Source organism: Bartonella sp. W8151 (assembly GCF_016100385.1).
GTDB lineage: Bacteria > Pseudomonadota > Alphaproteobacteria > Rhizobiales > Rhizobiaceae > Bartonella > Bartonella apis.
In genome coordinates, this window is sequence record NZ_JACFSO010000001.1 from 568,181 (window position 1) to 587,236 (window position 19,056).

The 19,056-nt window shown below is 45.7% G+C and carries 17 protein-coding genes; 6 read left to right on the forward strand and 11 right to left on the reverse strand.

Features of this window, described 5'->3' with window-relative positions; all coding sequences use genetic code 11:
• Window positions 1–360: 360 nt before the first annotated feature.
• Together secB and H3V14_RS02535 are read right to left on the reverse strand one after the other, a co-directional pair.
• Complete coding sequence (gene secB / locus H3V14_RS02530) at window positions 361–840, reverse strand: protein-export chaperone SecB (RefSeq protein WP_075869701.1); 480 nt, start codon at window positions 838–840, stop codon at window positions 361–363.
• A gap of 125 nt (window positions 841–965) precedes the next feature.
• Window positions 966–1,487: an FxsA family protein gene (locus tag H3V14_RS02535; protein WP_198226322.1), complete on the reverse strand. Its 522-nt coding sequence runs from the start codon at window positions 1,485–1,487 to the stop codon at window positions 966–968.
• 185 nt (window positions 1,488–1,672) lie between these two features.
• On the opposite strand from H3V14_RS02535, the gene H3V14_RS02540 reads away from it, so the two are divergent.
• Both H3V14_RS02540 and H3V14_RS02545 read left to right on the forward strand, forming a co-directional pair.
• Window positions 1,673–2,362, forward strand: a complete 690-nt coding sequence (locus H3V14_RS02540) for a Tim44/TimA family putative adaptor protein (RefSeq protein ID WP_198226324.1) — start codon at window positions 1,673–1,675, stop codon at window positions 2,360–2,362.
• A gap of 69 nt (window positions 2,363–2,431) precedes the next feature.
• Window positions 2,432–2,989, forward strand: coding sequence for a Smr/MutS family protein (locus H3V14_RS02545; RefSeq protein WP_198226326.1), 558 nt, complete (start codon window positions 2,432–2,434; stop codon window positions 2,987–2,989).
• 472 nt (window positions 2,990–3,461) lie between these two features.
• On the opposite strand, the gene H3V14_RS02550 is transcribed toward H3V14_RS02545, so the two are convergent.
• The 5 genes from H3V14_RS02550 to H3V14_RS02570 form a co-directional block, all read right to left on the reverse strand.
• On the reverse strand, window positions 3,462–4,427 hold the full coding sequence (locus H3V14_RS02550) for a DUF1402 family protein (RefSeq protein ID WP_198226328.1): 966 nt from the start codon (window positions 4,425–4,427) through the stop codon (window positions 3,462–3,464).
• A gap of 105 nt (window positions 4,428–4,532) precedes the next feature.
• Entirely contained in the window at window positions 4,533–6,605 is a 2,073-nt protein-coding gene (locus tag H3V14_RS02555) for a transglycosylase domain-containing protein (RefSeq protein WP_198226330.1), read from the reverse strand.
• 743 nt (window positions 6,606–7,348) lie between these two features.
• Window positions 7,349–8,374: an Hsp33 family molecular chaperone gene (locus tag H3V14_RS02560; protein WP_198226541.1), complete on the reverse strand. Its 1,026-nt coding sequence runs from the start codon at window positions 8,372–8,374 to the stop codon at window positions 7,349–7,351.
• A gap of 199 nt (window positions 8,375–8,573) precedes the next feature.
• Window positions 8,574–9,497: an ornithine carbamoyltransferase gene (argF, locus tag H3V14_RS02565; RefSeq protein WP_198226332.1), complete on the reverse strand. Its 924-nt coding sequence runs from the start codon at window positions 9,495–9,497 to the stop codon at window positions 8,574–8,576.
• Window positions 9,498–9,507: 10 nt separating this feature from the next.
• Window positions 9,508–10,707: an aspartate aminotransferase family protein gene (locus tag H3V14_RS02570; protein WP_075869707.1), complete on the reverse strand. Its 1,200-nt coding sequence runs from the start codon at window positions 10,705–10,707 to the stop codon at window positions 9,508–9,510.
• A 573-nt stretch (window positions 10,708–11,280) separates the two neighbouring features.
• Between H3V14_RS02570 and H3V14_RS02575 the strand changes: the two genes are divergently transcribed.
• Window positions 11,281–11,850 carry a GcrA family cell cycle regulator gene (locus H3V14_RS02575; RefSeq protein WP_198226542.1) on the forward strand — a complete coding sequence of 190 codons (570 nt, stop codon included), beginning with the start codon at window positions 11,281–11,283 and terminating at the stop codon, window positions 11,848–11,850.
• Between the two features lie 156 nt (window positions 11,851–12,006).
• On the forward strand, window positions 12,007–13,113 hold the full coding sequence (locus tag H3V14_RS02580; protein WP_369522659.1) for a PLP-dependent cysteine synthase family protein: 1,107 nt from the start codon (window positions 12,007–12,009) through the stop codon (window positions 13,111–13,113).
• 445 nt (window positions 13,114–13,558) lie between these two features.
• On the opposite strand, the gene H3V14_RS02585 is transcribed toward H3V14_RS02580, so the two are convergent.
• On the reverse strand, window positions 13,559–14,170 hold the full coding sequence (locus H3V14_RS02585) for a transglutaminase-like cysteine peptidase (RefSeq protein ID WP_075869710.1): 612 nt from the start codon (window positions 14,168–14,170) through the stop codon (window positions 13,559–13,561).
• Between the two features lie 344 nt (window positions 14,171–14,514).
• Between H3V14_RS02585 and H3V14_RS02590 the strand changes: the two genes are divergently transcribed.
• Both H3V14_RS02590 and H3V14_RS02595 read left to right on the forward strand, forming a co-directional pair.
• A complete protein-coding gene (locus tag H3V14_RS02590; RefSeq protein ID WP_198226334.1) occupies window positions 14,515–15,615 on the forward strand; it encodes a GNAT family N-acetyltransferase/peptidase C39 family protein in 1,101 nt (366 codons plus the stop codon).
• Between the two features lie 6 nt (window positions 15,616–15,621).
• Window positions 15,622–17,097: a RimK family protein gene (locus H3V14_RS02595; protein ID WP_198214160.1), complete on the forward strand. Its 1,476-nt coding sequence runs from the start codon at window positions 15,622–15,624 to the stop codon at window positions 17,095–17,097.
• Between the two features lie 273 nt (window positions 17,098–17,370).
• Here H3V14_RS02595 and H3V14_RS02600 read toward each other — a convergent pair whose 3' ends face one another.
• The 3 genes from H3V14_RS02600 to H3V14_RS02610 are packed head-to-tail and all read right to left on the reverse strand — an operon-like array spanning window position 17,371 to window position 18,979.
• Window positions 17,371–17,970 carry a DsbE family thiol:disulfide interchange protein gene (locus H3V14_RS02600; RefSeq protein WP_246784930.1) on the reverse strand — a complete coding sequence of 200 codons (600 nt, stop codon included), beginning with the start codon at window positions 17,968–17,970 and terminating at the stop codon, window positions 17,371–17,373.
• A gap of 26 nt (window positions 17,971–17,996) precedes the next feature.
• On the reverse strand, window positions 17,997–18,212 hold the full coding sequence (gene ccmD, locus H3V14_RS02605) for a heme exporter protein CcmD (RefSeq protein ID WP_075869714.1): 216 nt from the start codon (window positions 18,210–18,212) through the stop codon (window positions 17,997–17,999).
• A complete protein-coding gene (locus H3V14_RS02610; protein ID WP_198226336.1) occupies window positions 18,209–18,979 on the reverse strand; it encodes a heme ABC transporter permease in 771 nt (256 codons plus the stop codon). The genes ccmD and H3V14_RS02610 overlap by 4 nt, the downstream gene beginning before the upstream one ends.
• Between the last annotated feature and the right edge of the window lie 77 nt (window positions 18,980–19,056).

Consider the following 19,056-nt stretch of genomic DNA (forward strand, 5'->3'; position numbering starts at 1 on the left):
CTTCTTTGCTAATAATCACCTCATATCGCAGGAGGAGGGGGCTAGATATAATCCGGTTTGATAAGTGCGGTAGCGATTGTTCTGTTTATTAGCCAGAGTGAATGGATCTTTCTTGCTTTGAACAATCAATAAAGTTCGGTTTTGCAAGTGATTGACTGAAATGCGCTTCGGTCCGCTTTTTAAAATATTTTGTTTTGAAAATGAAACGACAAAAGACGGATGGCTACAATCGTTATTTTGTCTATCTTGGGCGAACCACGTTATTATTTTGTCAATGTTGGGCAAGGAAATTGGAACGAGACAACAAAATTCCCGCGAATTTCGCGGGAATGTTGGATTGATCGAAGAGTTTTTAAATTCTTACGAAGGATTGGACTTTTGTGCTTTTGCCTGTTCTTCGGCAACGCGCTTCTGGAACAAACCGGCAAAATCGATCGGGTCGATCATCAAAGGCGGGAAGCCGCCATTTCTTGTTGCATCGGCAACAATCTGGCGTGCGAAAGGAAAGAGCAAGCGCGGGCATTCAATGAAAACCAGCGGCATAACATGTTCCTGAGGAATGTTTTTTACACGAAAAACACCGCCATAGACCAATTCGACGTTAAACAGCATATCCTTGCCTTCGCCAGCTTTGGCAGTGAGCGAAAGGACAACGTCATAATTGTCATCTTCCATGGGATTGGCATTAACGTTGATACCGATATTGATTTCGGGTGCTTTCTCGCGTGGTCTCAATGCCTGTGGAGCATTCGGGCTTTCAAATGAAAAATCCTTGAGATACTGCGTTAGAACCGTGAATACGGGAGCTTCGCCATTTTTATTTGCTTCGCCTTCGGCCATAATGAAAACCTTCCATGATTAGCGCCAAAATGCGCCATGAGGGGTTAGAGATACTACGGGCTAGCATGTCGCAGGCATTGTTGCAATAAAAGGGACCCCGCCTTTCACTATTTTTCGCTTTATTATCAATTCAGACGCTTGTTATCGTCATCTTTACGCCATGGTGAATGTTCGGGATCGGATGAGTGATAATCTTCCGCATCAAGATCAATCGTTTGCGAATGGCTACTTTCGTAACGGTTTTCTCTAAAACCGGATGAAAAACTGGTGCGGACGGTCATTCTTTTCGATACCCATTTCCATAAGAGATCACGTATTTGCGGGATAAAAAACAAAAGGCCGATAATATCGGTAACAAAACCCGGAATGATCAGCAGGATAGCAGCCATGATAAGCAATGCACCGTGGGCAAGTTCGCGGTCAGGTATATGTCCGGCAGCAAGTTCGTGCTGCATTTTGGCAAGAAGTGTAATTCCCTGAATACGCAGAAGGATAAATCCGACGATCATAGACAGAATGATAAGCCCTAATGTTGCAAGGACGCCTATCTCTTTTCCAACAATGATGAAACCGGCAATCTCGATAAAAATTGCGGCAAGCAAAAATACGCCGGCAATATTGGGGGTATTACGGTAGATATTTCTCACCAATGTTGTCCTTTCCAGATTTTTTAAGGCATAATGATCGCAGAAATATAATTCCTTCTTTAAATAGGGATTAAAAAGCCATATTTGAATGATGGCTTTTGCTGTTCTATATATTTAAATCAAAGTTTATCACCGCATTGTTGTAGTGATACCCATTTTTCGAGTTTTGGAGATCGGCCGCGCAGATGGATTTCGACATTGTACTGGTTATTGCTCTGGTTATTGCTGTGGTGGTTTTTCTGCAGCTACGCAGTGTGTTGGGAAAACGCACAGGTTTTGAAAGGCCGCCCTTCGACCCCTATTCACGTCAAGCGGAAAAAGCGGAAGACAAGGAAACCGATACCGTCGTTGCATTACCAAAGCCGGAAGTCAAAGCAGCCGATGATTTTTCCGATATTGATAAAATTGCCCCTGAGGACAGCGACCTTAACAAAGGATTGCGCGCTATCCGCAAAGAAGATCCGACATTTTCACCCAATTCATTTCTTGATGGTGCGAGAGTGGCTTATGAAATGGTCGTAACTGCTTTTGCCAAAGGGGATAAGAAAACACTGAAAACGCTTTTATCCGACGAAGTTTATGTGGGATTTTCTGCTGCAATTGATGAGCGTGATAAAAAAGGTGAAAATGTCAAATTCACGTTTGTCGGCATTGATAAAATAGAAATTGTCGACGCTTCGTGCGAAGCTGATATTGCACAACTGACGGTCAGGGTCGAGAGCGAGATCATCTCGGCTACTTACGATGATAGTCAGAAACTTATTGATGGTGACCCACAAACAATAGCTGAAATCAAAGATATCTGGACGTTTGCACGGAATGTCAAATCGCGCGATCCGAACTGGAAAATTATCGGCACCGAAGACGGTGAATAGTTTTCTGCAAAAGTGCTAGGAGAGCTTCAGCCGATTACGTCGGGCGTATAACTTGAAGGTTGGATGACGATGGCTCGTGACGATAATCGGGAACAGTTCTATCGGCTGAAACTTGAAGACCGTATTTTATGGGATAAGGTAAGAAGTACCGCAATTCCCTTGGCAAAATCCGAGCAGCCTAGTGTCGAGATAAAGGATATGCCTGCTCTTTTTTCGATGGAAATCGCTAAAAAAGCGAGGCTTGAAAATATAATTGATGACAATAGTATTGGAATAAAGGCTCCGCCGCAGCTTTTTCCATTCGATAAGCCGACTTATCGGAAGATATCGCGCGGACGTGTCGAGATCGAGGGACGCGTCGACCTTCACGGCCTTTATCGCGATGAAGCTTACTCTTTACTCCTTAACTTTTTACAGTCTGCACGCCATCGCGGCTTGCGTCACGTTCTTGTCATTACCGGAAAAGGTTTGTCGGTCGGCAGTGAAGGTGTTTTGCGGCAGGCCGTTCCCCATTGGCTGGAGACCGCGCCATTCCGCCAGATTGTATCTTCATTTGACGATGCACCGAGAAATCATGGTGGAAAAGGTGCACTTTACGTCAGGCTGCGGCGGCAAGCGAAAATCTGACTGTGCGAAAATCTGATTATGCGACAAGCGGAATAGGCAACGTATTAATTTCAACAGGCTTGTTTTAAAAAATTCCTGATGGAGCATTAGTCGATCATTTTACGTGCTTTTAAAAATAAAGCACGGAAAACAAAATCCTTAGCCAAGTTCAATCTGCGCCGGTTACCTTTTTCATATAAGCTACCCGTTTTAGATAGTTTGTGTTGCTCATTCATAGCGAGCTGTTGATTTTCCATTCTTCCCGTTGTTTGGGTGCAAGTTGATCTGCATATTGGCAAAGAGTCCAGCACATGTTCTGTTAAAATATCGGAAAGGGGTGAGCAGGATTTTATTACTGGCCCAGTGACATCTTAATCAAATAATGGATATGGCTTAAAAAGCGCATCAAGCAATCCTATGAGCTGACCACGAAAATCCTTTCGTAAAATCGATAGAATTACGTTGAAACTACAAAAGCGGAAATACCAGGTTTTTAAAACAGTTTTTTAAGATCGTTGATTTTGCTGTTTACGAACCAGCCGTAATAATTTTCTTGCGGCAATTTCGGTTTTTCACCACGTGCAACTGCCCGTTTGTTTTCTTCGGCCAATGCCCGCGCACGTGCTTCGGCACCTCCGGTATTATAGAGTGTGGCAGTCAAACCGGGGTTTTCCGAAATATCAAAGTCGGCAATCTGGCGATAAGCATCAATGGATTGGCGGATTGTTGCTGCAATATAGGGAATGGTCTGATCGGGATCCATAATAGTTTTATAGACTTGTCCGCCATTTTCCGCAGAAAGCTTGGGCAAACCGGAAATACGGTTAACCCGATCCGACATCATCAAAGCTGTGAGCGGATTAACCTGTCCTAATCCGAAAGTTTGACCGGCAAAAAATGGTTGGAAAAATACCGCACTGAAACGGTTATCGGGATATTTTTTCCCGTCGACTGTTTTGCCTCGAAAATCCTTGTCCCAGATATTTTCGCGACATGTCCATAATCTATAGCTGTCGGAAAGTCCGTTACACGGGGAAAACTGCTTGCGTTTGACAAAATCGGTTACATCTTCCCCGTTATAGGCAAATTGTACACCTTGATTAAGATAGGACATGCCCTTCACATAATAGGTCTGTAAACGGTCATAGACATCAACATTATAGGTGTGTTCGCCAATTATTGCACCCGCGATGTGGATAGGATTGATGCCGTAATCCTTGGCAGTTGCAATAATCCGTGCTCTGAGTTTGCTATCATTCTTCAATAGATTGTAAATTTTGGCATATTTTGCAGCATAGCTTGTCGAAAGTTCGCGCGTGCGCTTTGCCGATGCACCGGGAACAGGCGGTTGCACCGCGTTACGGTTACCCGCAGGAACAACGGTTAAAGCTTCGGCCTCACCGATGAACGATAGAATTAACGGTATGATAAAACACAGCTTCTTGACGATTGTTGGCATGTGCTTACCCTATCTGTAAATTGAAAATATTTAGCCCGTAAAAATACTTTTATCGTGTTCACGGCAAATTGCCAGCGACATTAGCTATTTTTAGCGCATTCCTTGTCATCGGCCACGTAAAAAGTCGAAGAATGACCGTTTTTTGGTTTGTACCGGCTGAGCCCCACCATTCACGTCGACTTGTGGACGGGGAGCCCAATAATCGTCACTGTTTCCAGGTTCAGGCGGCGGAGCCGGATAAGGCGTTGTCGACGGTTGTTCACTTTCAGGTAAAATATCATTGCCTCCGGGAACTGCATTTTGCAGATTATAATTACCCGGAAGCGGCGAAACCGGTAACGATTTTTCAGCAACCGTCATATAGGATTTCCACGCGCGTACGGGAAGCGAACCGCCAGAGATTGTTTTCATCGGGTGGCCATCGTCATTGCCAAACCATATGCCCGTTACATAATCAGTTGTATAGCCGATAAACCATGCGTCACGAAAATCCTGACTCGTGCCGGTTTTTCCGGCTGACGGCCGGTCGATTGCAGCTTTTCGTGCTGTGCCATTCTCGACAGTTTGTTCAAGCATTGCATTCATCATGCCGACAATATCCGGTTCGACAACGCGATTGGCAGTAATTTCACCAAAATCATATATGGTTTTACCGTTCGTATCTTCCACTTTCGAGATCAGACGCAGTTGCGGCTTATAACCGCCATTGGCAAAAGGCACAAATGCACCGGTCAATTCAAGCAGGCTCACTTCCGACGTGCCGAGTGCAATCGAGGCATTGTCCGAAAGAGCCGAATGGATGCCGAGACGGTGAGCCACTTCGATGACCTTGTCGGTACCGACCTCCATAATCAATTGGGCGGCAACAGAGTTTAGCGAATGGGATAGGGCAGTGGTCAATGTAACTTCACCCATATATTTGCCGCCATAATTTCTCGGCGTCCAATTGCCAATTCTGACCGGTGCATCATTGCGAATTGTATTGGGGGTACGGCCGGCTTCAAGCGCAGCAAGATAGACAAAAGGTTTGAACGTCGAACCGGGTTGTCTTTTTGCATCGGTTGCGCGGTTGAACTGGCTTTGCGCATAGTCTACTCCGCCCACCATGGCGCGGATTGCCCCGCTTTTATCAATGGATACAAGTGCACCCTGACTAACGTCACGTTTTTCCCCGTTTTCGGAAATTTGTGTGCGGATTGCCTCTTCGGCAGCCCTTTCAAGTGTCATATCAAGTGTGGTCTCGACAACAATATCCTTATCGGTCTCGCCAATCAGAAATGGTAATTGTTGAACAACCTGATCGGCGACATAGTTTTCCGAACCTGTCCAATAAGATTCAGCCTTCGCCATCGGTTCGGCTTCTGCCATCGCGACCTCGGCGTCATTCACCATGCCTTCTTCTTTCATGGCAGCAAGAACGAGTTTGGCGCGGTCATTGGCAGCTTTCGGATCACGTGCAGGAGAAAGGCGCGAGGGCGCTTTTAGCAATCCCGCCAGAGTTGCGGCTTCCATCAGATCAACATCTTTTGCCGATTTTCCGAAATATCGTCTTGAGGCTGCCTCGACACCATAAGCACCCGAACCAAGATAAACGCGGTTCAAATACATTTCCAGGATCTGATCCTTGGTGTATTTATGCTCGAGCCAGAGCGCAAGTAGCGCTTCCTGCACCTTTCTTTCCAATGTCCTATCGGGAGAAAGAAACAGATTTTTGGCCAATTGTTGGGTCAGTGTTGAACCGCCCTGTTTGCTGCGACTATGGATAATATTAGTTACCATTGCGCGCGCAATTCCAATCGGATCAACACCATAATGGTCGTAAAAACGGCGGTCTTCAATTGCCACCACGGCCTTTGGTATCCACGGGCTCATTTCTTTTAATGAAAGGGCTTCACCACCGGTGGTTCCGCGATTGGCAATCAGAAATCCGTTACGATCGATAATACGCACATTCGGCGGGCGTTGGGGAATATCCCAGGTCGAGGCTTGCGGCATTCTGAGCGCAACATAACCGACATAGCCGGCAATTGCGATAGCGCCCCATATTGCTAATACAAAACACCATTTGACCAGCCGGAAAATGAACCCGTGCCTGCTTCCGGTTCCCCGTGTTTTGCCCCCTTTGGAACGGGAACCTCTTTGCGGCGGCAATGCGCGGTCATCATCAGTCAAGCGCATTGGCTCAAAGCTCCGATTTTTCTGAACAAATGTTTTTATGGAATGTGGCCAACATGGGAAGACTTTGAAAAATGTTAAAAACTCACGCGTTAAATCGGAAACCGGATTGTTCACTCCGCTCTATCATTAGAATAGCAGAATGATTCCGGCAATTTTAAGAGGGTTCGATTGCACTATCCAATCATTTTAAGCCCTGCAAGCACTTCCTCACTACTATTTATGAAATAACTTGATTTGAGGAGCGAAAGGACACTTGTCTTTAATGGTGAAGCCAAAAAATTAACGAGCAAAAGATAGAGGAAGCACTAGTCTCGTTTTTTGCTTTTCATCATCTGTACTTTTCCAGATTTGAAAACCGTTTTGAGAAAAGATTGATGAAATTCCTCAAACAACTTTATTTGCCCTTGTTTAGAACCGATGAATGTCGAAAGGCATCAACTGAAACTATAATCAGTTTGTTAAAGCTGCTTCGATAATTATTTGGGTTGGCGACAAGGTGAGGCACCAATCAACAAGACAGCGAGAAATGGAGCCGGACAGGAGAACTTGCAAGTGACAAGGTTAAACACGATTGCTTTCTGATGATATTCTTTGACCTGTTTAAATTTTCAAGAAAACAAAAACCCCGTAAACCGACACGATTAGATAGAAAAGCGCCCAACAGTTTACATCATCAGTTTACGTTATAGGAATTACACAAATACAAGATGTTGCAACGCAGCCAATCGGCTGCATTGCACTTATCAATTTTGCTTGGCCTTCAGGTTGGCTACATTGTCTTGAGTTTTCCGGAATTCTTCCGGATTGAAATTATATACCGTCGAACAGAATTCACATTTTACAGTAATTCTGCCATTTTCAATGCTGGAGTTTATCTCGTCCGCGGTGAAGGTATTCAAGACATTTTCTATTTTTTCACGCGAGCATGAACATTGATCAAGAATAGTTCTTGCATTGAAAACTCTGACACCATGTTCGTGGAATAATCTGAACAATAGTCTTTCCGCTCCTACCTGTGGATCCGTCATCTCGGAACTTTCGATCGTGTCGACAAGTGCCTTGACTTCGGTCCAATGGTCGAGATCGGTCTTCTTATCAATTTTCTTGGTCGTTTTGCTTTCGATGGAAGACTTTGGAAGATGTTGGACAAGCACACCGCCAGCCCGCCAGCTTTCTCTTGAATGGCCATTTTCATCACGGTCGAAAAGTGTCGCAACGCCAAGCTTGACTTCGGTCGGAATCTGTTCCGATTGTTTGAAATAGTTACGCGCTATTTCTTCAAGACTCGAACCGTCAAGTGCAACAATCCCCTGATAGCGTTGCATATGTTCGCCCTGATCGATTGTGAGTGCCAAAGTTCCTTTGCCAAGAAGTTCTTCAGGGGCATCATGACCGGAAGCAACAGCTTCTTCGAGTTTCTTTTCATTAAATCTTGCATAAGCACGCAAACTGGACGGGGTTTTAAAATCGCACACCAAGAGATTGACCGGCCCGTCGGAGCTGGTCTGCAAAATGAATTTACCATCAAATTTCAATGATGTGCCGAGTAAAACAGTCAAAACCATCGCTTCAGCCAGCAACCGCGCTACCGGTTCTGGATAGTGGTGGCGCGACAAAATGCTGTTGACCGCGGTTCCCAATTGTACAGCGCGGCCACGTGCGTCGAGCTCTTCCACCTCGAAAGGCACAACTGCATCATCGCCAGCAAAATTGAAATCACCAAGGGAAGGGCTCTTTTTGTATTGAGCCGATTGGTCGTTTACATTCATTTCTTTTGTCAAAACCGCATTTCCTTAAAGACTGCCAGAGTATTATTGCAAAAATGGTTGCAACCGATTTTACTTTATAAAAAACAAAGATGCTCCGGCACAATGAAGTCTCTGGACATATTGTCCAGATGAATACTTCATAATGCCTGAAGCCGGTAAATACAGTAGAACCTTTTGCAATTAGCCTTATAGATAGGTATTATTTTAACGCCTGCAAGCACCACTCAAGAACAGCCTTTTGGGCGTGCAAGCGGTTTTCGGCTTCGTCAAAGACAACGGAATGCGGGCCGTCGATGACGCCATCAACAACTTCTTCACCGCGGTGGGCGGGAAGACAATGCATAAACAAGGCATCCGGTTTGGCTAAACTCATCAATGCTTCATTGACTTGGTAGGGCTGAAAAACATTGCGGCCACGGGCACGGAATTCCTGCCCCATAGAAACCCATGTATCGGTAACAATGCAATCGGCATTTTTGGCGGCTTCTTCAGCATCGTTGGTAAGAACGATATCGGCACCATGCTGACGCGCCCAATCAATGTATTTTTGTTGTGGTTCGCTACCTTTAGGTGTTGCAATTCTCAACTTGAATTTGAACAATGCCGAAGCTTCGATCAGGGAATGCAGAACATTGTTCCCGTCACCCATCCACGCGAAAGTTTTACCGGCAACCGGTCCGCGATGTTCTTCATAGGTCATGATATCGGCGAGAATCTGACAGGGGTGGGTGTCGTCTGTCAAAGCATTGATTACGGGAACATCCGCATATTCGGCGAGTTCCAGCATTCTGGTATGAGCCGTTGTACGGATCATAATGATGTCGACAAAGCGCGACAATACACGCGCTGTATCGGCAATCGTTTCGCTGTGGCCAAGCTGCATTTCCGAGCCGGTAAGCATAATGGCCTCGCCGCCCAATTGATGCATCCCGACATCGAACGAAACGCGTGTGCGTGTTGACGGTTTTTCGAAAATCATGGCAAGTGTTTTGCCAATAAACGGTTTTTCCGACTGCCCTTTTTTAAGAAGAGCTTTGACCTTTTTGGCATGCTCGATGATTTTGCGCGCAGTTTCGGGTGAAAGAATTGAAAGATCAGTGAAGTGGCGAATATTCTTCGTCATAATAACAAGCCTATTTTTGTTTGTGGGCATTAGAAACGTATTGGACAGCTTTTTCAATGCGGTGAAGGCCGTCGCGGATTTCATCCTCGGTCACGATGAGAGGTGGCAAGAGGCGGATAACATTATTTCCTGCGCCAACGGTTAAAAGTTTTTCATCCCGCATAGCGGCGATAAGTTCGACGTTCGGGACAACGCATTTAAGCCCTGTTAAAAGCCCGATACCGCGAATGGATTGGACAACATCGGGAAACCTGTCGATGATAGAAGCCAATCCCTGTTTGAAAAGATTGGCCATGGCATTGACATGATCAAGGAAGCCATCGGACAACATGACGTCAAGCACTGCATTGGCAGCAGCCATTGCAAGAAGATTCCCGCCGAATGTCGAACCATGGGTGCCGGGTGTCATGCCTTTTGCTGCCTCTTTGGTTGCAAGACAGGCGCCAATCGGAAAACCGCCACCAAGGCCTTTGGCAAGCGCCATGATATCCGGTTCGATATTCGACCATTGATAGGCAAAAAGTTTGCCTGTGCGCCCCATACCGGTTTGCACCTCGTCAACGATAAAGAGCAGGCCGTTTTCATCACAGACGCGACGTAATAATTGCATGAATTCGGTCGGAACCGGACGTAACCCGCTTTCACCTTGAATAGGTTCGATAAGAAGAGCGGCAGTCTTTTCGCCAATTGCAGCACGCAATGCCTTTTCATCGTCGAAAGGAACCTGTATGAAACCTTGAGCTTTCGGGCCGAAGCCTTCAAGATATTTTTGTTGGCCACCGGCTGCAAGAGTGGCCAGTGTGCGGCCATGGAAAGCGCCTTCAAAAGTTATGATTTCATAACGTTCGGGGTGTCCACTGACATATTGGTAACGTCTGGCTGTCTTGATCGCGCACTCGATTGCTTCGGCGCCAGAATTACAGAAAAACACTTTGTCGGCAAAACTGTTTGCACAAAGTCTCTCTGCTACTTTTTCCTGTTCGGGAGACTGAAAAAGGTTTGATACGTGCCAGAGCTTGTTGGCCTGTTCTTCAACGGCTTTGACAAGCTTCGGGTGATTATGGCCAAGTGCATTGACCGCAATACCGGAGGTAAAATCAAGGTAGCGTTCACCATTATCGGAGATCAGCCAGGCCCCATTTCCTCGCGTGAAGCGCAAACCGATACGTGCAAAAGTATCATAAAGTGGTTGCGCATTGTTTTGGGTCATTGCCTGGTCTCCTACTCCATCGTCAATTTTCCTCTGTGACAAAAGCCGGATAGTCCGGCTCTCTGTCATAGCAGGTACAATAATATCGCTGTTTTTCTGAATGAAACGTTAGGTTTTTTGAAAAACAGTTTTTATCAGAGATAAAATATCAACAGCGCCGTATTTTGCCACGACGCTGCTAAAATCTATCCATTTTCAATATCCTGCCTGTCAGGGAAAAAGTCAATTGATGCCTTTGAAAGACCATATTTAAAAAATATCTTGCAAAAATCACATTTTTCACGAGCAATTTTCAAATTTTCCGAAAAAAGTGATTCGCAAGTTGGGGAAAACGTCTCAAAACACCTATATAAGGTCATGTAGACCCTTGTCATAGAGTCAAAGCGTATAGTAGTACTTAGCGTAAAACTGGAACATTTTTGGTTCTGCCGGATAATTATCATAACAAGTATGACTGCTTTGCGCTTCTTAGCGCAGGGATGGATTCCGGCAATAAAAGAGATGATAAAGTTAATTGTCATGCCACTTATCTGATATGAGGCAATGATGGAAATTAAGGAACGGAGTGCCGGTATGAACTGGACAGATGAACGTGTTGAACTTTTGAAAAAGCTTTGGAGTGACGGGTTGAGTGCCAGCCAGATTGCTGCCCAGCTTGGCGGAGTTAGCCGTAATGCCGTCATCGGCAAGGTTCATCGATTGAAACTGTCAGGGCGCGGTAAAACAACAAAGACGACGCCGCGCACGAAAAAAACTGCAGAAACCGTTGTTAATCCTACTCCGCAAGCACCGCGCGCAACGCGTACAACGCCGGTTCAGCCGGTTGCCGCCGCTGTCGCAGCTGCAGCTGCAGCAAAACCGCAGCCTTCAAGCATTGGTGCTACAGCTTTGAAACTGGATTTTGTTGCCGATGCTGTTTCAGAAGCGGAAGAACAGCCATCAACCGATGTTGTTGTTCCGATGTCACGGCATTTGAGCCTGTTGCAGTTAAGCGAGAACACTTGCAAATGGCCAATTGGCGACCCGTTGTCGGATGACTTCTACTTTTGTGGTGCCGATGCCGGTGACTCTGGTCCCTATTGTGCTTTTCACGCAAAACTTGCTTTTCAACCGGTTTCGGAACGACGTCGCGTAAGAGCCTGATCGTTGATGTAGAAGAGTATAATATTCTAGTAAACGTCAAAACCTTGGAATGTTTATTCCAAGGTTTTTTTATTTATTAGAAAATATAAACTGTATTTTCTTCAAATTTAATAAACTATTTTATAATTTCAGGTCTTTCCAGGAGGAAGATTTGAAGTGAATAAAGTTGATTTATCCGTAAGCTATGACGCGCCGCATTCTTGCAGCCACGAATGGTTAAAAAAAGCAATCGAAATCATAGAAGCGGAAATAAACCGCTCGGCAGACACGCATCTCATCCGTTACGATTTGCCGGAACCATGTGGAATAACGCTGTATTTGAAAGATGAATCGTGTCATCCGACCGGAAGCCTGAAACACCGGCTGGCACGTTCACTTTTCCTCTATTCTCTTTGCAATGGGAAAATTGGCCCCAAGACAACGATTGTTGAGGCGTCGAGCGGTTCGACTGCAGTTTCGGAAGCCTATTTTGCCAAATTGATCGGTGTTCCTTTTGTGACAGTTATTCCACGGACAACCTCACCACAAAAAGTCGCAGCTATTGAAGCCTATGGAGGCAGCGTCCATTTTATCGACAATCCGAAATCGGTTTATGTAACAGCGCAAAACCTCGCGGATGAATTGGGGGGCTATTATATAGACCAATTTACTTTTGCCGAACGGGCAACCGATTGGCGGGGCAACAACAATATTGCTGATTCAATTTTCTGCCAGATGGCTAAAGAACCGTATCCTGTGCCAAACTGGATTATTGCAAGTGCCGGAACTGGTGGAACATCGGCAACATTGGGGCGATATATCAGATATCGTAAATATTCTACCAGACTTTGTGTGGCCGATCCGGAGGCTTCGGTCTTTCATCTCCATTATGCTGATCGTTCAATAAAGGAAATAGATTGTTGTCGCTCGGTTATTGAGGGGATTGGGCGTGCACGTGTCGAACCGTCTTTTATGCCGGATGTGATAGACCGCATGATTTCGGTCCCCGATCAGGCAAGTCTTGCAGCTATGCGTGTTATAAGCCGCCTTATCGGACGCAGCTGTGGCGGATCAACCGGTACCAATGTCTTTGCAGCTGCAGAGCTCATTTCCGATATGATTAAAAATCATCAACATGGATCACTTGTAACGTTGATTTGCGATAGTGGTGAACGTTACCGTTCGACCTATCTTGACGACCAATGGCTTGCTAAAAAAGGTTTTGATATTTCCGGTGATATGAAACGTCTGGAACAACTCTTTATAGAAGGGAAACCTTTCTGATTGTTGCTTTTTGTCTTCAGCCGGTTTTAAGAGGACAAACCGGCTAAAGTCTGCCAGACGCGCTTTGAACCGGCCGAGCGGGGCTTAACGAGCCTTGATCCGCTGCTTATAAAATTTGCCGAGAAAATCAGTGTTGCCGTAAACTTTACACCAACGGATCAATGTTTGCGGTCAATTGATGGCAATGAAATATTATTTCAGTCAAAAACGGATATTGATTTTTCTATGAGGTAAAAGTTTTAACGTGCCGGGCGTTCTTTCTTATCCGGCAAACTATGTGACATAGAACCGGACATGATTGTGATATAGTGGCGGGTGCGAAGAAATACAGCAGAAGCGAGCTAATCAATTATAGCCGTATTTCAGCTACAAAAGCTGATGAAGACAGCTTCTCAAACAAAAGTAAGTTCAACTATCAATATTTGAAGCGGACGTGACACGTTTTTCAGTTTCCGGAATTATTAACCGAGCTCACGACAATATCGTCACGTTGTTCGATACTTACCCATTTTCCGGGAGATTGCGTCGATTGACGTTTAAGATATGTATATTCCGTATCTTTCCAGTTGAACACTTCGTCGCGCAAATTATCAAGTATAAAGTCGCCACGATCAGTGCGGACGGTTAAAACCGCATGACCTTCGCCATCGGGTTTGCGGACAACTGTAATCAGCAAACTTGCAAGCGGAATGCCTTTGTCGCGCAATTCTTTCTGTTTTTCCAGAACATAGTCTTCGCAGTCGCCGGCATTTACCGGATAGGTCCAATACTCTTCCTTACCGTAAAGTTCCATGTCTGTCGCGGGAGTAATGCGGGCATTAACACTGTGGTTGACATCAAGCATCATATCCCAGACGCTTTGTGTCAATTTGACAGGCTGAAGTACACTGTTGCGGATTTTGCATTCATGGGGCAGGCGTTCACAAAATTCATAATGTCCGATAGGCTGGGATGTTTGGCCGTTGACGGTCATAAATTCGCTTGCTGCTTTAGCTACCGTTGTCATGCCGACAACAGCTAAAATCGCCACTCCCAATATTCTGAACGCAAACACCATTTTTGTACTCGATTTAACCTGTCACGATAAAGATCGTTAATAAAAGGTTAAAGTCCAACTTTGGTTCCTAGTCAATGACAGGAATGCAACACCGCGTTAAGATTTGAATTATGGTTAAAATTGAAAACATAATGTTTTCATATATTTAAGGTTTTTATATGGTTAACGGTGTGATTTCAAGAGAAGATAAAGATGTTTTGCTATCCATTTATAAAAAGCATGGGATAGCTTTGACTGTTTTCTTGAAAAAGCTGAAATATGGCCTATTCATGCGTAAAAAAACCCTTATATGGACTGTGTTACGTCTGAAATGTTGAAAGGCGTCAAAAATTGAGAGCAGGTGAATGGGTAATTTGATAAAACGGCAAGCGACAATTGATGACATAGATTCATTGGTTGCGATTGAAGAGGCTTGCTTTGACAGTGACAGGATTTCCCGTCGTTCCTTTCGCACATTGATAGACCGGCCGACAGCCCGAACAATTGTTGCCGAGCTTGATGGCACAATTATCGGCTATGCAATGATTTTGTTTCGTAAAGGCACTGCTCTTGCACGGCTCTATTCACTTGCTGTCAAACCCGGTGGCAAAATAAAAGGTGTCGGTTCTCGACTATTGGAAGCAGCAGAGCAGGCGGCTTTTGATGAAGGGCGCGTTTATATGCGCCTTGAAGTTCGCGAAGACAATGAACGGGCAATCAAACTTTACGAACGGTTCCGTTACCGCCCGATCGGTCGTTACCTTGATTATTATGCCGATCATACACCGGCATTGCGTTATGAAAAAACTTTGCGTGGAGACACGCCTGTTGAAACGTCTGTGCCCTATTACCAGCAGACTTCGGAATTTACCTGTGGTGCCGCCTGCCTGATGATGGCACTCAAATATTTCAATCCTCAATCCCGCCTTGATCCTGTGTTCGAACTTAGACTGTGGCGCGGCGCCACCACTATCTTCATGCTTTCGGGACCCGGCGGATGCGAACCGTTCGGCCTTGCGGTTCTTGCCCATAATTATGGTTTGAAAGCCGAAATCATCGTCACAAGCTATGAATTTCTATTTATCAATTCGGTGCGTGATCCCAAGAAACGCGAAATTATGGAAATTGCCCAGACCGATTTTCGCGAGCAGGCTGATGCTGCCCATATTCCGGTGCGAATTGCCGCTTTTACGCTGGATGACATTCGCGCAGCCCTCGCGCGCGGTGCTCTGGTGCTTGTGCTTATCAGTTTTTACCATATGTTTGGTGAAAAAATTCCCCATTGGGTACTGGTTCACGGTGATGACGGAAGCCATATCCTTATCCATGATCCATGGGTGGAGGAAGATGAAGGCGAGACAATTGCCGATTCTGCAAACTTGCCTTTGAATTATAAAGTGTTCGATCATATTGCGCGCTTTGGAAAAGACGGTCTGCGCGCGGCCGTCATATTGGAGAAAAGCTAGTTACCTATGACTATTTGTGTAATCCTTGCTGGGCGAGTGTCTGACGTAGATAATGGTGCGACCACGCACAAGGTCATGACACATCGCGACTATTTGGCTAATCCTGCATTATTTGCCGGTCAGCGTCCTCGTATTATCAACCTGTCACGTTCCTACCGTTATCAAAGCCGCGCCTATTACTGTTCGCTTCTTGCGGAAGCCCGCGGGCATCGTGTGTTACCTTCGGTGGAAACCATGATTGATCTGTCGGAACGCCGACTTTATAAAAAATCTATTCCCGAGCTTGAAGATTGTCTCAACAAAGCCCTGAAAGGAGACGGTACACGCGCACCGGAAATTATCAGGGTATTTTTTGGAATTACCGATAACTCAAATGATATAAAAGGTGACCGCTTTGAAAAATTCGGTCACCTTTTGTTTGACTGGTATCGGGCTCCGGCATTGGAAGTCCATGTTATTCCGGGCGAATGGGCGCGTATTCACAAAATAGGTTTCGCCAATTGGCAAAAGCTTGAAGGTGAAAGTCGCGACGCTTTCTATGAGGCTATGGAAACTTATACGACACGAGCCTGGAAAGAAGCCCGTCACAAAGTGCCGCCACGCTGGACATTTGCAGTTTTATGCAATCCGGAAGAAGAATTGCCACCAACCAATGTCGAAGATTTGAAGCATTGGGCAAAAATTGCGGCTCGCCTTGGTGTGGAAGTCGAACCAATCGGGGCAAGAGATCTTGCGCGTCTTGCCAATTTCGATGCGCTGTTTATTCGTGAAACAACCAATATATCCAACCACACCTATCGTTTTGCACGTCGCGCGGAACAGGAAAATATGCCGGTTATCGACGACCCGATGTCGATGATCCGGTGTACGAACAAAGTCTATCTTGACGAGTTGATGCGCGCGAATGGTGTACCGGTTCCCCCTACGGTGATGATAGGCGGCAATGATGATCTGGTAAGAGCGGCAGATACTCTCGGTTTCCCGATGGTATTGAAAATTCCGGATTCATCATTTTCACGCGGGGTGAAACGCGTTGGCTCAATGGAAGAATTGCGCCGTCTTGCCCATGAGTGGCTCAAAGACAGTGATCTTTTGCTGGCGCAAAAATATTTGCCGACCAAGTTCGATTGGCGTGTCGGTGTCTTGGGTGGCAAACCGCTTTTTGTCTGCCAGTATGAAATGGCGCCCCATCATTGGCAAATCATCAAACATGATCCGAATGGTGGTGAACCGCTGGAAGGTGGTTTTAAAACCTATGCTATTCCCGATGCACCGCCGGCAGTTGTCGAGATCGGTTTGAAAGCGGCGCGTTGCATTGGCGATGGCCTCTACGGTGTTGATATTAAAGAAACCGATGAAGGTATTGTGGTTATTGAAGTCAACGACAACCCCAATATTGAACACGGGGTCGAGGATCTGGCCGAAAAAGATGATGTCTGGATCAATCTGACACGCTGGTTTATCGAGCGTCTCGAACGTTGATTTGAAAAACTTGACGAGGTAAAACCGGCAATGTGTTGCCGGTTTTTTGTATTTCAACGGGATTGTTTTTATTTTGTTAGCGAGCGTAAATGCGCGTCAATCAATTTCGTGAAAAAGGATACGCGTTTTTTCGAAAATAATTTGCGCTGTTTTCGGGAATATTTATTGGCTTAAAAAAAAGACCAATTTGTAAACGCAAGGGTCAATATGATCGCATTGATGTTTTGCTGTTGATGAAGCTTTTGTCACCGTAAGGTCACCGTAAGGGTAACATCAGTATGCAGAATTATCGGACGACGAAGTATTCTTGCTCGACGAACTGTTGCTGCTCAAGGCCTTTTCGATTTGTGGCAATGTTTCATCTTTATAGATTTGTGGCGTTAACGGCCCGATATGTTTATAAACAATAATGCCTTCGCGGTTTAAAAGAAAAGTTTCCGGTGGACCGTAAACCCCCCAATCAATGGCTGCGCGGCCGCTCGGGTCAAAGCCGACAAGCTTGAAAGGGCTTCCGAAATTATCAAGGAAACGTATCGCGTTTTCTTCTCTGTCTTTATAATTGATGCCGACAAGGTCAAAGCGTTTGTCTTTTGAAATTTCGATAAGAACGGGATGTTCGTCACGACATGGCGGACACCATGACCCCCAGAAATTGACAAGCGTAACGCGCCCCTTGAAATCGTCAGGGTTGAAGGAGCCGGCTTGACCCAGAAGGGGCAGAACTGTTGCAGGTGCAGGCTTGCCGGCAAGTGCATTGGGAACAAGATTGGCCGTGTCGGGATTGGTCGTTTCCATATGGCTGAACATGATAACAACCAGAACAACAAACAGGATGAACGGCCCAAAAAGGGCGATCATCACTGGAACACTCATTTTTTTCTTGGGCGCGTCCATGATCTTCACTGTTTTACTTTGTTGGCACGGATGGCATTTGACTGTTCAAGTTTTTGAAGCCGGGCTTTTTGATGACGGCCATTAAGGACAATGTATAAAACCAGCAATAACAGGACAACGGCCGAGACAACATAGCTCAAGGTGACAATCTGACTATGGTCGAAATGGCCCAGAAATATGTCGATACGGTCGGAAATGCCAATTGCATTTTCAGTGGTCATTTTACGTTTTCCTTCTGACGCAGGCGCCGCGCAGCCATTCTTTGCATTGTTTCAACTCGACGACGGGTAATTTCGGTGCGCATAGTTGCAAGGTAAAGGGCAAAAAAGGCCAATGTGAAACCGATAGCCATGGTAAAGAGCGGCCATAACATGGCACTATCAATAGCCGAGCCGCCTTTGCGAAGAATTGAGGCGGGTTGATGAAGTGTATTCCACCATTCAACGGAGAATTTGATAATCGGTATATTGATGAAACCGACAAGCGTCAGGATAGCCGCAGCTTTTGCGCCTTTTGTTGCGTCGTCAAAGGCCCGTGAAAGCGCAATGATAGCAAGATAAATCAAAAACAACACGAGCACGGAAGTAAGTCGGGCATCCCATTCCCACCATGTGCCCCATGTTGGCCGCCCCCAGAGAGAGCCGGTTACAAGGGCAAGAGCGGTAAAAGTGGCACCAATCGGAGCAGCACTTTTAAGCGATACATCGGCAAGCGGATGACGCCAGACCAAAGTTCCCAGTGCTGAAACGCTCATCAGCGTGTAGCAGCACATGGAAAGCCATGCAAAAGGCACATGAAGATACATGATGCGTACTGTCATGCCTTGCTGATAATCGTCGGGCGAGCGCATGACCATGAAAAGGCCACAGGCGAGAACAATAACAGCAACAAGGCTAAGCCACGGCAGAACTTTACCGCTTACCCCCATGAAACGCGTCGGGTTAGCCAACGATTGCAACCGGTTTGTCTTCTTTTGTATCAATTCCATGATATCCCTTATGGTCGGGTTTTGTTTTTGTCGCAATTATCTTTCTTTATAGAGACCAACATATGACACCAATCTGA

Excerpts from the sequence above, each read along its gene's own strand:
- secB (WP_075869701.1), bottom strand. The coding sequence starts at position 840 with ATGGCCGAAGGCGAAGCAAATAAAAATGGCGAAGCTCCCGTATTCACG.
- H3V14_RS02540 (WP_198226324.1), top strand. The coding sequence starts at position 1,673 with ATGGATTTCGACATTGTACTGGTTATTGCTCTGGTTATTGCTGTGGTG.
- H3V14_RS02545 (WP_198226326.1), top strand. The coding sequence starts at position 2,432 with ATGGCTCGTGACGATAATCGGGAACAGTTCTATCGGCTGAAACTTGAA.
- H3V14_RS02550 (WP_198226328.1), bottom strand. The coding sequence starts at position 4,427 with ATGCCAACAATCGTCAAGAAGCTGTGTTTTATCATACCGTTAATTCTA.
- H3V14_RS02555 (WP_198226330.1), bottom strand. The coding sequence starts at position 6,605 with ATGCGCTTGACTGATGATGACCGCGCATTGCCGCCGCAAAGAGGTTCC.
- H3V14_RS02560 (WP_198226541.1), bottom strand. The coding sequence starts at position 8,374 with ATGAATGTAAACGACCAATCGGCTCAATACAAAAAGAGCCCTTCCCTT.
- argF (WP_198226332.1), bottom strand. The coding sequence starts at position 9,497 with ATGACGAAGAATATTCGCCACTTCACTGATCTTTCAATTCTTTCACCC.
- H3V14_RS02570 (WP_075869707.1), bottom strand. The coding sequence starts at position 10,707 with ATGACCCAAAACAATGCGCAACCACTTTATGATACTTTTGCACGTATC.
- H3V14_RS02575 (WP_198226542.1), top strand. The coding sequence starts at position 11,281 with ATGAACTGGACAGATGAACGTGTTGAACTTTTGAAAAAGCTTTGGAGT.
- H3V14_RS02585 (WP_075869710.1), bottom strand. The coding sequence starts at position 14,170 with ATGGTGTTTGCGTTCAGAATATTGGGAGTGGCGATTTTAGCTGTTGTC.
- H3V14_RS02590 (WP_198226334.1), top strand. The coding sequence starts at position 14,515 with ATGGGTAATTTGATAAAACGGCAAGCGACAATTGATGACATAGATTCA.
- H3V14_RS02595 (WP_198214160.1), top strand. The coding sequence starts at position 15,622 with ATGACTATTTGTGTAATCCTTGCTGGGCGAGTGTCTGACGTAGATAAT.
- H3V14_RS02600 (WP_246784930.1), bottom strand. The coding sequence starts at position 17,970 with ATGAGTGTTCCAGTGATGATCGCCCTTTTTGGGCCGTTCATCCTGTTT.
- ccmD (WP_075869714.1), bottom strand. The coding sequence starts at position 18,212 with ATGACCACTGAAAATGCAATTGGCATTTCCGACCGTATCGACATATTT.
- H3V14_RS02610 (WP_198226336.1), bottom strand. The coding sequence starts at position 18,979 with ATGGAATTGATACAAAAGAAGACAAACCGGTTGCAATCGTTGGCTAAC.